General features: G+C 49.6%; 9 protein-coding genes, 12 tRNA genes and 2 rRNA genes. All 23 read right to left on the bottom strand.

Annotated features, from left to right (window positions below):
• Positions 1 to 176: 176 nt before the first annotated feature.
• Positions 177 to 2,462 carry a 3-keto-alpha-glucoside-1,2-lyase-like domain-containing protein gene (locus EYB31_RS38295; RefSeq protein WP_131018871.1) on the bottom strand — a complete coding sequence of 762 codons (2,286 nt, stop codon included), beginning with the start codon at positions 2,460 to 2,462 and terminating at the stop codon, positions 177 to 179.
• A 171-nt stretch (positions 2,463 to 2,633) separates the two neighbouring features.
• Positions 2,634 to 4,190, bottom strand: coding sequence for an extracellular solute-binding protein (locus EYB31_RS38290; RefSeq protein ID WP_240763209.1), 1,557 nt, complete (start codon positions 4,188 to 4,190; stop codon positions 2,634 to 2,636).
• A gap of 73 nt (positions 4,191 to 4,263) precedes the next feature.
• Positions 4,264 to 5,124, bottom strand: a complete 861-nt coding sequence (locus EYB31_RS38285; protein ID WP_131018870.1) for a carbohydrate ABC transporter permease — start codon at positions 5,122 to 5,124, stop codon at positions 4,264 to 4,266.
• Complete coding sequence (locus tag EYB31_RS38280; RefSeq protein ID WP_420819501.1) at positions 5,118 to 5,978, bottom strand: ABC transporter permease; 861 nt, start codon at positions 5,976 to 5,978, stop codon at positions 5,118 to 5,120. The genes EYB31_RS38285 and EYB31_RS38280 overlap by 7 nt, the downstream gene beginning before the upstream one ends.
• 177 nt (positions 5,979 to 6,155) lie before the next feature.
• Positions 6,156 to 7,247, bottom strand: a complete 1,092-nt coding sequence (locus EYB31_RS38275) for a M14 family zinc carboxypeptidase (RefSeq protein ID WP_131018868.1) — start codon at positions 7,245 to 7,247, stop codon at positions 6,156 to 6,158.
• A gap of 8 nt (positions 7,248 to 7,255) precedes the next feature.
• Positions 7,256 to 7,399: an AraC family transcriptional regulator gene (locus EYB31_RS41650; RefSeq protein WP_420819500.1), complete on the bottom strand. Its 144-nt coding sequence runs from the start codon at positions 7,397 to 7,399 to the stop codon at positions 7,256 to 7,258.
• Between the two features lie 12 nt (positions 7,400 to 7,411).
• Positions 7,412 to 8,749, bottom strand: coding sequence for a response regulator (locus EYB31_RS38265; protein ID WP_165452828.1), 1,338 nt, complete (start codon positions 8,747 to 8,749; stop codon positions 7,412 to 7,414).
• The gene (locus EYB31_RS38260) at positions 8,727 to 10,523 is read right to left on the bottom strand and encodes a sensor histidine kinase (protein ID WP_131018865.1); all 1,797 of its coding nucleotides are present in this window, start codon (positions 10,521 to 10,523) and stop codon (positions 8,727 to 8,729) included. The genes EYB31_RS38265 and EYB31_RS38260 overlap by 23 nt, the downstream gene beginning before the upstream one ends.
• A gap of 247 nt (positions 10,524 to 10,770) precedes the next feature.
• Positions 10,771 to 12,072 (bottom strand): group II intron reverse transcriptase/maturase, encoded by a 1,302-nt coding sequence (gene ltrA / locus EYB31_RS38255; RefSeq protein WP_131018864.1) that lies wholly within the window; start codon positions 12,070 to 12,072, stop codon positions 10,771 to 10,773.
• Positions 12,073 to 12,642: 570 nt separating this feature from the next.
• A tRNA-Gly gene (locus EYB31_RS38250) sits at positions 12,643 to 12,716 on the bottom strand.
• Positions 12,717 to 12,723: 7 nt separating this feature from the next.
• Positions 12,724 to 12,800: transfer RNA gene (locus tag EYB31_RS38245), tRNA-Pro, on the bottom strand.
• A gap of 7 nt (positions 12,801 to 12,807) precedes the next feature.
• A tRNA-Arg gene (locus EYB31_RS38240) sits at positions 12,808 to 12,884 on the bottom strand.
• 6 nt (positions 12,885 to 12,890) lie between these two features.
• Positions 12,891 to 12,965 (bottom strand) — tRNA-Gly (locus tag EYB31_RS38235).
• A gap of 8 nt (positions 12,966 to 12,973) precedes the next feature.
• Positions 12,974 to 13,053 (bottom strand) — tRNA-Leu (locus EYB31_RS38230).
• A gap of 12 nt (positions 13,054 to 13,065) precedes the next feature.
• Positions 13,066 to 13,138 (bottom strand) — tRNA-Lys (locus EYB31_RS38225).
• A 5-nt stretch (positions 13,139 to 13,143) separates the two neighbouring features.
• Positions 13,144 to 13,218 (bottom strand) — tRNA-Gln (locus EYB31_RS38220).
• Between the two features lie 6 nt (positions 13,219 to 13,224).
• Positions 13,225 to 13,300, bottom strand: a tRNA-Thr gene (locus tag EYB31_RS38215).
• A 6-nt stretch (positions 13,301 to 13,306) separates the two neighbouring features.
• Positions 13,307 to 13,382: transfer RNA gene (locus tag EYB31_RS38210), tRNA-Val, on the bottom strand.
• 12 nt (positions 13,383 to 13,394) lie between these two features.
• Positions 13,395 to 13,466 (bottom strand) — tRNA-Glu (locus EYB31_RS38205).
• Positions 13,467 to 13,472: 6 nt separating this feature from the next.
• Positions 13,473 to 13,548 (bottom strand) — tRNA-Thr (locus EYB31_RS38200).
• Position 13,549: 1 nt separating this feature from the next.
• Positions 13,550 to 13,625: transfer RNA gene (locus EYB31_RS38195), tRNA-Asn, on the bottom strand.
• A 45-nt stretch (positions 13,626 to 13,670) separates the two neighbouring features.
• Positions 13,671 to 13,787, bottom strand: a 5S ribosomal RNA gene (rrf, locus tag EYB31_RS38190).
• Between the two features lie 75 nt (positions 13,788 to 13,862).
• Positions 13,863 to 13,977: ribosomal RNA gene (locus EYB31_RS38185) — 23S ribosomal RNA — on the bottom strand; the annotation flags it as partial.

Genomic DNA, 13,977 nt, shown 5'->3' with positions numbered 1-13,977 from the left:
TTCTATGAAGCTCGCATGGGAGGGGGGACGTGTTATTCGCGGAGGATAAGAGGCGTTTAATCGCGGCAAAGACATCCGGCTAACGTTAACACGGGCATAAAAAGACTCCACCCGCTCCGGCTCTCATTGGGGTGCCGAAGGGATGAAGTCTTTAAGGTCCGGACAATTGCTTAATGCTACGAACCAATCCGTCCAACCGTTACATCGTCGACGCTAAACGATTGCTGGTACGAGCTTACGCCGATCAAACCGCCGGTCAAGCTGCTGTCCGTTACCGCTATTTTCTGCACGCCGTTCACGTAACCGGTAATGGCGCTGCCGTTAACCGCCAGCTTCAGCGTATTCCACGTACCTGCACCAACAGACTGCGCCGTTTCTTGAAGCAACACCGGCGTGCCGCCGCTTACCTTCTTGTAAAGCTGAACTTTGCCTGATTGGTGCAGCCGCAGCCAGTAGTAATTGTTATAATCCGCCGTCGCCCTCGCCAATATGCCCGACGCAGAGTTAACCGGCAGCTCATTTGCCTTGACCCGCGCTTCGACAGTGTAATCGCTCCACGCTGCATTTCCTGCAAAGATACGCCCCGACGTGCCTGTATCCGTCTGGCTCAGCACCTTCGTCCCGTCCGTGCCAACCGACCATGTTCCCGCTCCCGACGTCCAATTGCTGTAGCCGCCGCTCTCAAAATCGTCGCTGAACAGAGGAATTGACGCCACTCTCACATCGTCGACGCTAAACGATTGCTGATATGAGCTGACTCCGGCCAAGCCGCTAGTTAAACCGCTATCCGTTGCCGCTATTTTCTGCACGCCGTTTACGTAACCGGTAATGGCGCTGCCTTTGACCACCAGCTTCAGCGTATTCCATGTACCTGCACCAACAGACTGAGCCGTTTCTTGAAGCAATACCGGCGTGCCGCCGCTCACTTTTTTGTAAAGCTGCACTTTGCCTGATTGGTGCAGCCGCAACCAGTAGTAATTGTTATAATCCGCCGTCGCCCTCGCCAATATGCCCGACGCCGAGTTAACCGGCAGCTCGTTTGCCTTGACCCGCGCTTCGACAGTGTAATCGGTCCACGCTGCATTTCCCGCAAACGCCCGGCCCGATGTACCGCTGTCCGTCTGGCTCAGCACCTTCGTTCCGTCCGTGCCAACCGACCATGTTCCCGCTCCCGACGTCCAGTTGCTGTAGCTGCCGCTCTCAAAATCGTCGCTGAATAAGGTGTTTCCTGTCGGCTGCGGATTGGATGCGGAAGCCGGCGCGGCAAAGTATCTGACCCAGTCGACATTGTAATAGCCCGGCAGGTTGGCATCGTTCATCGTTTCATACTGCACGGCGTTCAGTATGATATTCAGCTTGCTTTTGACCGAAGCTGATATATTAATCTCGTTTTTGTACACGCCGTCCAAGTAAAACTTGACCGTACTGTCGGTATACCACACGCCAAACGTGTGATAGTTGTTCGACAACGAATCGGTGGTGACAAGCTGGCCCCCATAGTTGTCATGCGCTGCCGATAACCAATGCCAATCATGATAATTGGTGGAATACTTTCCAGTATTGCTGGAATCGGTTTCAATAATGTCGACCTCTCCGTAATTGTCCGGGGTGGATGCCCGCACTCCCAAATACGTATACAACCAGAATGATTGGTGCCAGCCCGAGCCGCTTCCGCTGAATTTCAATCGGGCTTCGTAATAGCCGTATCCGAAGGACGGCTTGGAGAGCACACCTCCTGAGGTGTAACTTTTACCGCCGTATGTTTCTTTTTTCATTGCGATTTGGAGATTGCCCCCGGATACCGTAACGTTCTCCGGCCTGTACGCCCCGTTCGCGGAAGTGATGTCGTAGGTGTCCCATTTAGCCGAATCCAGACTGGAGCCGTTGAAGTCGTCCATAAACGCTAACGTGTATCCGCTAGGCAAAAACGCAGGTGGCGTCGGTGCACCGGCATCAAACGCAGGCGGCGGAGCGGGCGTATAGGTCGGCGCAGGTATGAATTTGACTGCATCGGCCGTTACGTAGCCAGAACCGCCGAATCTTTTGCCGCGTACCAATGAAATGCAAGTGTCTGCATTCCCCGGTGTAAAATAGTAGGTACCTAGCGTAATCCATTCGGAGGCGCCGGACGTCCAGTCCTGGGTAAAGCTTTCCGCACCGTCCTTATGCCTGACGCCAATGACGGCGTTCGGGTCCCCGTCGGCAGTAACTACTTTATAAATTTGCACCGTATAATATCCGGAATCCGCTCCCGCAGGCAGCCAATACATTACTCCGGCACCGGCCGTATTCGATCTGCGCACATCGGTGCCTCCATTGCCGATCGCACTTACGGTTGACCATGTGCCTTCCCGCTCGCTGTATTCAGTCGCTCCGTTGTCTACGGTAATATCGGAGGCATGGGCAACGTTAACGGTGCCCCGCAGATCGGCATAAGGAGCAAGCGACAGAAGTACCACCATAATGGTAATTCACGTTAGTTTTCCAACTGGCCATTTATACATATAGAAATCCCTCTTTCTTGGAAAATGGGATACATCCACTTCATTGAAAACAAGCCGCCCGGATGCGGCATAGGCTCGAAGCGGCTTGCTTGGATGATTCAGTTTACATTGCAGGGCCTATCCCCTGCGTTATTTAACAAGCCCCAGCTCGCCGAGCTGCTTTGCCGCCGAATCCAAATAAACCTTATATTTAAATGTCGTGTCCAAAGTTTTCAGGAAGGCGTCGTATTCATCAATCGGCCGTTTGCCGTAAATAAACTTCGCCAACTCCTCTTCGATATAACGTTCCGCATCCGTCGAGGCATAACCGTCCGGCAGAATCACATAGCCATTCAGCGCCTTCAGCCTTGGCGTTTCATTCGACTTCTTCACTTCCGCTTCCGGGTAACCGACATTGATTAGGTACTGCATTTCATCCCGCCCGGTCAACTGATACGGCCAGAACATTTCTTTTGCTCTGAGTGGCGTCGTAATAAATTTATTGCCCTCCAGATTATAATGGCGGCCCTTCTCGCCGAATGCGACCAGCTCCGAGCCTTCCTTTGTTGAGGTGTAGTTTAAAATCTCCAATATTTTATCCAGCTTATCTATATCCTTCTCAATCACCTTCGGAAATGCCAGCATGCCAAAGGCCGGTTTGCTGACATCCCAAGCTCCCGCATATTGTGCTTGTCCTTTCGGAGGCGCGAGCTGAATCCACTCAGCCTTCGGGTTCACATCTTTCCATTCCTTCATTTGCGGTTCATTGGTAAACCGCGGGAAATCGGTATAGATAATGCCCGCTTTGCCTTGGAAAGCCTTCTTGTCGTGCTGGTTGCTCGTATTGGCGAACACATCCGGATCCACTACACCCGCATCCAAAAACTTCTTAACGTAAGTCAGCGCTTCCTTCATGCCCGCATCATGGAACGAGTCGACCAGCGCTCCTCCTTTTACATACAACGAACCTTTGGCGACCGGATCCAGCTGGCCGGTAGGCAAGCCTACTCCGAAAGCGCCGAACAGCGGGAGAAACGTGTTGAGTTTGCTGCCGGTTAATCCGAAGGTATCCTTTTTCCCGTTCCCGTCCGGGTCTTGCTCGGTGAACGCTTTTGCGACGGCCAGCAGCTCCTCCGTTGTCGTCGGGACCGGTAGTTTCAGTTGATCCAGCCAGTCCTTGCGAATCCAGTAATTGCTTTGCGGCATGCCGCCTTTCTTGGAGATCGCAAACAATTTGCCGCCGATCATACCGGCATTCACGTTATCTTCGCCGATGAATTTGCTGATCTCCTGCATTTTTGCTTTATAGGGGGTCAAATCCAGCAATAACCCTTTGGAAGCATACTGCTGGACTTGATTCCGGTCGGACAAAACCATAATATCCGGATAGTCTCCCGAGGCAAGACGGACATTCAACCGATTATTGAATTCTTCTACCGCCGGAATGACCGTTAACTGGATATCGGTATTGAATTTTTGGTCAAACGTCTTTTTGATATAGTCTTCTTCCGGCAGCTTACTTGTTGTACTAAGCATCATTTCCAGCTTGATCGGGCCCTTCTTCGTCGGCGCCCCTCCCGCCGCATTGCCGGCTGCCTGCTGGTTTTTGTCGGCGCTCCCGCTTCCGCTTCCACAGCCTGCAAGCACCGCCGAAGCCATAACAACTGCCGATACAGCCGCACCCAGCGCACGTTTTCTTTGCATCATTTCATTTCTCCCCTTTAATGTCATTAATAAATGGCTGCTGCGTTCAGCGCCGAATTCCAGCCTTTCCCCGCTCTTATCCTTTAATTGAACCGATCATCATGCCCTGCGTAAAATATTTCTGAATAAACGGGTACATGACGATAACCGGAAGACTAGCGACAATAACCGAGGCCATCCTGGTCGCATCCGTCGGAATCGGATTTTCAATTTGTTCCGTGGCGCTTTGCGATTGCAGCAAAATGCTGCGGACAACAACTTGTATCGGATACAACTTTTGATTAACGACATACATAATCGCTTGAAAAAATTCGTTCCAATGCATGACCAGATAAAACAGCCCAACCGTCAAAATGACCGGCAGCGATAAGGGAACCGCAATCTGCAGCAATATCCGCATTTCTTTCGCCCCGTCTATACGTGCCGACTCGAACAGTTCGGCCGGCATATTCTCATAAAAGCTTTTCATAATTAGCAGATTGAAAGTAGAAACTGCGCTGGGGATAATCATCGCCCATACGGTATTAAGCAGTCCGGTTTGCTTTACAATCAAATACGTCGGGATCAATCCGCCGTTAAACAGCATCGTAAACACAATGATCAGCAGAAAAAAACTTCTTCCCGGCAAAAACTTACGGCTCAACGGATACGCCATCAGCATCGTCAGCACCAGATTCAGCACGGTGCCGATTACCGTTATTGTAAACGTCACTGAAAATGCAGCAGGGATGCGAGACTCGGAAAATAGCAGCTGATAAGCTTCAAAGGTAATCTTCTTCGGAATCACGATAAATCCGCCATTGCGAAGCACTTCGCTCATCGGCGTAATCGACACCGAAAGCACATACATCAGCGGAAATACGGCAGCCAGTCCTACGAACGCGAGGATGACGTAAACCATGCTGTTAAACACCCGATCGTTTTTGCCGGTTACCATATGCCTTCCCCCCACCTTTTGGCGATCTGGTTGGCAGCAACCACAAGGATGAAGCCGATCAGCGATTTAAACAAGCCCACCGCGGCGCCCATGCTGAAATTCATCTGCTCCAGCCCGGTGCGGAACACCCAGGTATCGATGATGTCGGACACCGGATACACCTGGATGTTGTACAAAATATAAATTTGCTCAAACCCGGCATCCAGAATATGACCCAACTTCAGGATCAGCAGCAAAATAATCACATTGCGAATACCCGGCAGGGTGATCGACCACATCATGCGAAGCCGGCCTGCACCATCCACCCGCCCCGCCTCATACAGCGTCGGATCGATTCCCGAGATCGCCGCTAAGTAGATGATCGCTCCCCAACCGAGGTTCTGCCATATATCCGAACCTACGAGAATACTTCGGAACCAGTCCGTCGAAGTCAGGAAAGGAATGCTTTGTCCCCCCGACTCAACGATCCAGCGGTTGAAAAGCCCGGACGACTGCGACAGGAAAGCAATCAAGATGCCGTAAATGATAACCCACGAGAGAAAATGCGGCATGTAGCTCAGCATCTGAACGAGCCGCTTCAACCAACCGATGCGGCATTCGTGGAGCAGCAGAGCAAGCGCGATAGGGGGGACCATACCGAAGAAAATTTTGTACACACTGATTAGGAACGTATTGGTCAGAAGCTGCGCGAAGTAAGGCGATTCGAAAAACTGCTTAAAGTGCTTGTACCACGGGTCCGCCCAAGGACTGCTCATAATTCCGCTCAAAATGTCAAAATCCTTAAAGGCGATAATAATGCCGTACATGGGAAAATATTTGTAAACGATGTACCATATCAAACCCGGCGCCAGCATCAAATAAAATGCCCGGTAAGACCAGACTCTCGACCAGGTTGACTGTCCTGCGTTCAACAGGTGCACCTCCTTCATGAATTGATGCTTCCATCATACCCCGAAGAAGGAGGTGTACCCATTCACATATGTAAGTGGTTAAATAGAACATATTTGTGGCTTTTCTCCGGTCCTCGGCCGCTACGCTTCACTCAAAAACCTTTCGATCGTTTCTCCCAGACAGAAGCCGAAGCGCTTGATTTGATCGGTAGTCCACAGCCCTTCCCGGTAGCCGAAATAAGGGAATTCCAACGTAGTCGTGAGAGGTGTGCCCAGCTCCATAAAGAAATCGCTGCATTTTCCGACGGTGCTTAGATTCCAATCCTCCCCGAACATAATATCCTTAGCGGGATCGTATTGAATCTCGCCGGTTGCCTGCCACAGCAGCAGTTGACCGAAGCGCATGATGTTTCCATTGACAACCTCCGACGGTTTATGAACAAAAAACGGATAATCGTTGCGTTCCCCCCATAAATAAGGGCAATGGAAGTCAATATGCAAGATGACGTTCAAGTCCCGTGCATAGTCCATCAGCGCCTGAGTGGGCTTATACAAGGGATTGTTTGTATAATCCCGGTTATGATCATGGGGGGAGCGATCTTTGCCCTGATCGCCGTTTTCAACGCCGTCCAAGTCGATCATCGGCACGCAGTGTACCCGGTGAGTGTCCATGAAAGTGCTGCCCGATCTTGAAGCCAAATAAGCCATAACTCCCTCCAGAAGGTAAGAGGCGGTGGATTCACACGCATGATGCCGCGCCGTGAGCACAATGTCCCGGCGTGCGTCCGCCCTGCCGAATGTAATTAGCGGTATCGGCCGGCCCTGCTCGGATTGCACAAGGCTTGTCATTTCGGTATATGAAGGCGGATCCAAGCTCTGCATAAACGCTTCCAAGTGCTGGAGTTGGTACGGCAAGGAATACGCGAAATAAACCTGCTGATTCGGCTCCTCGATCCGGTAACGAAAGGAGCTATGTGATTGCAGGGCATGACTGCCCAACCATTCCCAATGGATGCCGTCCTTACTGTAAGCCGGCCCCCAAGGACCAACCACATCGCCGTTTGCAAAACGGATCAGCACATCCCCCGGTTCATCGGCATGCATCCGAAAATTCCAATAAAACCACCATCGGGTCGTATCCCTTAATTCCTGCTCAACGTCGACACAGCCAGCCTCAATAGAATGAACGGCGATATTCCCGCCGGGATAATTAGCGTCGATCTGTATGTTCATATGTCCTCCTATATGAGTGTTTTAGTTTGACTCGTGCGATACTCGCTGGGCGTTGTCCCGACCCACCGTTTAAATATTTTGATAAAATAATTGTCGTTCATAAATCCGACCTTCTCACCGATCGTAGAAACCGTCATGGAGGTATTGACGATCAGCAGCTTCGCCTACTCAATCCGCAATTTATGAAGGTAAGTAATCATGCTGTCACCGGTTTTTTTCTTGAACAATCCGCTCAAATAATGTCCGTCCATCGAAACCAGCTGCGACATCGATTTGAGTGAAATTTCTTGATAGTAGTATTGGTGCAGATAAGACAAGATGACATTGATTTCGGAATGGTCTGTACGTTGATTGTTTGCTTGGATTGATTCGTAATAGTAAGCTTCGAAACGGGACTGCAATATATGCAGAAGCTTCCGATGGCTGGAGGCGTGTATAATCGCCGAATCTCCATCATCCATGCGGCTGCCGTAAACCAACCTGCGTATTTGCTCGTCCCAGCGAAGGGCCGCTTTTTTCACAACATACCATCTCGTCTTTTGCTGTTTCATCAGCTCCATCAAGTCATAAAGCCTTTGTTTGACCTGCTCGATTTTGCTTTCCTCAAAAGCTTGAACGAGCTCTTTCTCGATGCTCCATACAAGAGGCCCATCCGCCGACAACCGCTCCCGGCCAAGGTCAGGGCCGTGCAGCAGCGTCTTCTTATTCATCACTTGATTTTCGTACCAAGCCGAATCCCATTCGTTTAAGATGCACTGCCATACCGCCGGCAGTTGATCCAATGCTTGCGCCAGTCCGTAAACTATTGGGTAGGGGAAATCATCAAGAACGGGCTCCGGGTGAATCGGAGAACGGCTCCATACAAAAATGGTCGTTTGCCCGTACTTCTTAAATTCATTAACTATTGCAGGTTTACTTGAACGGAACAGGTTTTTAAGCTGCAGCTCATACGGTTCTAACGGCATATTACCGTGAAATACGGAGAATAAGGCAAGATGAGGATACGTTTCTTGCAGCCAGACATCTGCCTCCAAGGAATTGTTGACGGAGAAATCGGATTCCCATAACCCGGAATATAACGCATCAAACCAAGGCCTTCTATCCTTTGCCAGACGCTCGTTCCTTCGGCTTAACTCCCGGTCCAGCCTGATCAGCTCGCCATGCAGTGATTCCAACGTCATGGATGCCTTCAAAATGTAATTAAACGCTCCATGCTGCATGGCAGTCTGAGCGTATTTGAGTTCCTGAAGACAGGTAAGCATAATAAAAACCGATTCCATTCCCGATTCTCTTGCTTTCTCCAGCAGCTCCGTGCCATCCATAATGGGCATCATAATATCGCTAATAACCGCATCAGGCCGCAGCCGTTCCATCAGCTCCCAAGCCTCTTTCCCATTGGAGGCTTCACCGGCTACCTCAAAGCCATATGCCCCCCACTGAATGTTGCGCCTAACGAATCTCCTTACGTTTTCTTCATCTTCAACTAACAGAACCGTCCACAAACCGATCCTCTCCTTCCAGAAAAGGTGCCGCTATCAGAAGCGGAATCGTGATTCGCACCAGCGTTCCGCATGAATCGCTGACGACCTCAACAGACGCTTCCGCATGATATAGCAGTTGGATGCGCTGCTTGATATTTTCCAGACCGATTCCTTTTCTCTGCCGGCGGGCTGTTGTTTGCTGCGCGCTCTGGATGCCCTGCCCATTATCTTGAACCTCCAGAACCATACCTTGGCGCTCCCGGTATATCCGTATATCTACAATGCCGCCCTGCTGCATATTAGCGAAACCATGGTAAATCGCATTTTCAACCAAGGGCTGCAAGCAAAGCTTGGGCACTAACGCGTATTCCAATTCGGACTCAATGGTATAGCGGGTTTCAAACATATCTTTAAACCGGTATTTCTGGATATACTCGTAGGAGCGTATGAGTTCAAGCTCCTTGCACAGGTGAATCAAGTCTTGCTCGGAACTTAAGCTTGCCTCAAGCAGCCTGCCCAAAGCGACCGAGATTTCGTAGACCGTCTGGTTGTTCTGATCAAGAGAAACCCATTTAATTGTATTCAGCGTGTTCAGCAAGAAATGCGGATCGATTTGGTTCAGCAGCATTTGAAAATGCAGCGCTTCCTTTTGACGTTCCTCAATCTTAAGCTGCTCGACCAAATCTTTAATATCCGTCGCCATGCGGTTAAACGACTGGACGAAAGTAAGAATTTCGCCTTTATACGGCTGCTCTTGTATCTGGATCTTTAAATTGTTTTTTCCCATCTCCAGCATTTTTTTCTGCACTCGTTGGAGAGGTCTGGTGATAGAACCCGATATAAGCAAGGTAATGCCAATAAACACACTTGTGATGATAAGCGAGGTGAGCAAAAACTTGCGTTTTAAACCGATCAAGTCGCCAAAAAACAAACTGATCGGAAACTTGCCGACAAAATACCATTGCATCGACGGAATAAACACGCTATTGATGGTTGAGGTCATCCCCGGTTCCTCCATATAGGGATATTGCCGCTCTCCGTTCAACACGGATCGAACCGTTTCTTCGGTGAGCAAGGAACCTCTTTTGGTCTGTGTCACCGTTTCTCCGATCTGATTTACAATAAAATACGACTGGCCTGTGGAGAAGTCTTGGGAGTTCGCTCTCAGCCATGCCTCATAATCGATAAAAATGTGGATATACGCCATTGGCATACGGTTTTGATCTTGCACGACGGAGAAATTGGACAGAAGACTAGGGCTTGTTGCCCCGTCCAGATTGAGGGAATTGGAATTGACCAGACGCCAGCCCAAGGATTGCTGTGAAGGGCCGGCTCCAACTTCCTCCGGTTGCTTCCAAAACGTTTTTGGTTGAAGCGGCTTCGCCGGGGTATAGGAGCTGTATATATTTTCATGCGTATCTGCGATGACATAGTGGACGTAGCTGCTTGCAGGCAGCTGATTGCGGGTCAGTCTGAATTTTTCCTCCATAAGGCCGTTGCGTTCCCGCTCATTATATAATTCGGGGTGCTGCCAAATATCCATCAGTACAAAGTCCTTTTCATACTGAAACATGGTCAGCGAAGCTTTGCTTCTTAAACTTTCGAATCCCTCTGCCAATTGGTACAGCTGATTGCTGTTTAACTCGTTTATCTGATTCATCACCAGCGACTCTACTTCGCGAAACTGGTAGTTCTGGATGATAGCAAAAGGAAGCACGATAAGAAACAGCGATGCCGTAAATAATCTAATCTTTAATTTGGTTGGAATCAGCTTGATCATGATGCGTTTGAGCATGTGCCGCTCCTCCGGTCCTGTAAATATCCCTAATGATAACACGACCGTTTTTTGCTGGACAGTAGCGTTTTTGTTCAATTGAATAGAACAAAATCCTTCTCCGGAGTAGAGTAGAGAACTGAAATTTCATTGGAGGGCGGAAGCCCTCGTTTACTTTTTTCAGTTCCCCCTGCATCAAACCGGACGTGAGGTTTTCCCTCATCCGGCTTTCCGATGTTCTTCTTTCTTCCGCGTTACGGTACTTTCCCTAGCTTACAAGTTTCTTTAATCCAGAATACTGAGCCACTATACCTACTGTTCTGGAGTTACCATGCTTTTTACGACGATTGCGTTTCTTGTTCCAAAACAGCATCAGTCTTTTTCGAATATACCAGTCGATCTTGTTCAGAAATAAGTCAGCAAAAGGATCCATCGCGTAGTAGTTTCTCCATCCCTGTATCTTCGGATTGAGTTCCTCGACCATTCTATTCATTGTCCAGAATAGTCGGTTGCGCGACTCCGTAACTTCTTTTACCTTCTCTTTCATCTTCTTCATGGCTTTCTTCGAAGGATAGCTTCGCAAGATATAGCGATCCGATCCCTTGACCTGCTTTGGGATTTTTCGGTGATGCATGCCTAGGAAGTCGAATCCCGCTTTGTCATCCCATAGGTTAACAAGTTTGGATTTGGACGTATTCATCTGTAATTCAAGTTTCCCGAATACAGCTTTCAGTACGTCGATTGACTTAAGCGCTTGCTCTTTGCTTTTGCAAAGGATGACTAGATCATCAGCATACCGCACTAGAGTGCCGAGTTCAGTGAATTTGTTCGCCCAGATCGTATCAAGGTAGTTTAGATAAATGTTTGCAAGTAATGGACTGATGACCCCACCCTGCGGGCTTCCGAGGTCGGTTTCGTAGAACTGATCATCTTTTACGAAACCTGCCTTCAGCCACTTCCGTATGAGCTTGAGTATTCTTCTGTCGCTTATTCTTTGCTCCACAAGCTTCATTAGCTTCTCATGCGGAATATTGTCAAAATATCCAGAGATATCAGCGTCCACTACCCAGTAAACACCCTTCTTTACGGCACGCCGGATGTGACGAATTGCTCCTTTGGCATCCCGTTTTGGGCGGAATCCATAAGAACATTCCTTGAAGTCCGTTTCAAAGATCGGCTCGATCATCAGCTTCGTTGCCATTTGTACGACGCGGTCGATTATAGCAGGAATACCGAGCGGGCGAAGCTTTCCATCCGGTTTCGGTATTTCTTTACGCCGTGTGGGTAGCGGATGATACGTGCCTGTGATCAGTTGCTTTCCGATTTCTTCAACGAATCGCTCTTCACCGTACTTGCTTACGATATGGTCGATGGTTAACCCATCAACTCCTTCACTTCCTTTATTGCCTTTGACTCGTCTCCATGCTTCCCAGAGAATATCTTCCCGATAAATCTTGTCGTAAAGTGCATGAAACCTTCGCTTTGGGTTTTCCTTGGCGGCAAGATATAGCTTGTTTTGAAGTTCTTGAGCTTTGACTTTGGCGTAGTTAGCAGGTTTGTCTGCATTCACTCACTCTTACCTCCTCCACTTGCTTGAACAAAGCAGGGACTCTTCCCTTCATGAGGTTTTGTTGTCCTCACTTCATCGGTACTACAATCCCCTCCGACTCCCTTCCCGCAGCTCGCCACTTCACTTTTCGGGCTTATAGGTCCGCTGTTTACAAAAAAAAAGAAATTTTGTGCGGGTTAGGGTCTCCCTAGTTCCAAGCACAACTTTCCCAGCATGCCGATCCCCTTACGCCGGAGGGTTCTTCCGCGCTGCACTTCCAAGGGCTTCACGCGTTCCATGGTCTTCGCCCAATTTCACGGGGCTCGACTCCCTCTTGTCCTTTTCAGGTCTTTTTTAACGACGCGGCAGGATTCACTTCATGTTACGGCCCGCTGTTTTGCTCGCACTCCTTGCAGAGTTACTTTGTCACAGGGCTTCAACCTTAGGATCTCTCCACCCGTTGCCTGTCAGCTACGAGGCGACTTGGCTCTTACCTCGATTGAACTTGCATCAATTAGTTGTGCCTAGCTTGGCTAGGCGCGCTAAAACAAAAAAACCTTTGCATCGCAAAGGTTTAAGTTTTCTATGTTATGGAGCGGGTGATGGGAATCGAACCCACGCTACCAGCTTGGAAGGCTGGAGTTCTACCATTGAACTACACCCGCAAAAAAATGGTCGGGACGACACGATTTGAACATGCGACCCCCTGGTCCCAAACCAGGTGCTCTACCAAGCTGAGCTACGTCCCGACAATAATGGCGTTCCCTGAGAGATTCGAACTCCCGACCTTTTGATTCGTAGTCAAACGCTCTATCCAGCTGAGCTAAGGGAACATAATATGGAGCGGAAGACGGGAATCGAACCCGCGACCCTCGCCTTGGCAAGGCGATGCTCTACCGCTGAGCCACTTCCGCAAATATGATGCGCGTAGAGGGACTTGAACCCCCACGGTCTCCCGCCAGATCCTAAGTCTGGTGCGTCTGCCAATTCCGCCATACGCGCATAAGAGAAAAGTGAGCCATGTAGGACTCGAACCTACGACACCCTGATTAAAAGTCAGGTGCTCTACCAACTGAGCTAATGGCTCAAACATGGCTGGGGATCTAGGATTCGAACCTAGGGATGACGGAGTCAAAGTCCGTTGCCTTACCGCTTGGCTAATCCCCAACAACATGGTGCCGTCGAGAGGACTTGAACCCCCAACCTACTGATTACAAGTCAGTTGCTCTACCAATTGAGCTACAACGGCATATGATGGTGGAGGCTGACGGGATCGAACCGCCGACCCTCTGCTTGTAAGGCAGATGCTCTCCCAGCTGAGCTAAGCCTCCAATTAAAACTTATGACCCGTAGGGGATTCGAACCCCTGTTACCTCCGTGAAAGGGAGGTGTCTTAACCCCTTGACCAACGGGCCTCAATGTGGAGCTTCCAACCGGAATCGAACCGGTGACCTCATCCTTACCATGGATGCACTCTACCTACTGAGCTATGGAAGCGTGGCTCCCCGAACAGGACTCGAACCTGTGACAACTCGATTAACAGTCGAGTGCTCTACCAACTGAGCTATCAGGGAACATTGTGCACGCCCAGCTTACTTAAAGATGAGCGTACATAATTCGCTTGGCAACGTCCTACTCTCCCGAGACCCTGCGGTCTAAGTACCATCGGCGCTGGAGGACTTAACGGTCGTGTTCGAGATGGGTACGCGTGGTTCCCCTCCGCCATCGTCACCAAACATGTTTTGCTTTACGCAAAACGGTTCAGGTCTTGATCCCTGAAAACTGGATGCGAAACAACTTCAACATAAATATTGGTTAAGCCCTCGACCGATTAGTATTCGTCAGCTGCACACGTTGCCGCGCTTCCACCCCGAACCTATCTACCTCGTCGTCTACAAGGGGTCTTACTAATTGGGAAATCTCATC

The organism is Paenibacillus thalictri (assembly GCF_004307995.1).
Classification (GTDB): Bacteria; Bacillota; Bacilli; order Paenibacillales; family NBRC-103111; genus Paenibacillus_AF; species Paenibacillus_AF thalictri.
Note: the sequence above shows the minus strand (reverse complement) of the source record. Positions and strands in the feature narration are given on the sequence as shown.

Excerpts from the sequence above, each read along its gene's own strand:
- EYB31_RS38295 (WP_131018871.1), bottom strand. The coding sequence starts at position 2,462 with ATGGTGGTACTTCTGTCGCTTGCTCCTTATGCCGATCTGCGGGGCACC.
- EYB31_RS38290 (WP_240763209.1), bottom strand. The coding sequence starts at position 4,190 with ATGATGCAAAGAAAACGTGCGCTGGGTGCGGCTGTATCGGCAGTTGTT.
- EYB31_RS38285 (WP_131018870.1), bottom strand. The coding sequence starts at position 5,124 with ATGGTAACCGGCAAAAACGATCGGGTGTTTAACAGCATGGTTTACGTC.
- EYB31_RS38260 (WP_131018865.1), bottom strand. The coding sequence starts at position 10,523 with ATGCTCAAACGCATCATGATCAAGCTGATTCCAACCAAATTAAAGATT.
- EYB31_RS38280 (WP_420819501.1), bottom strand. The coding sequence starts at position 5,978 with ATGCTGGCGCCGGGTTTGATATGGTACATCGTTTACAAATATTTTCCC.
- EYB31_RS38275 (WP_131018868.1), bottom strand. The coding sequence starts at position 7,247 with ATGAACATACAGATCGACGCTAATTATCCCGGCGGGAATATCGCCGTT.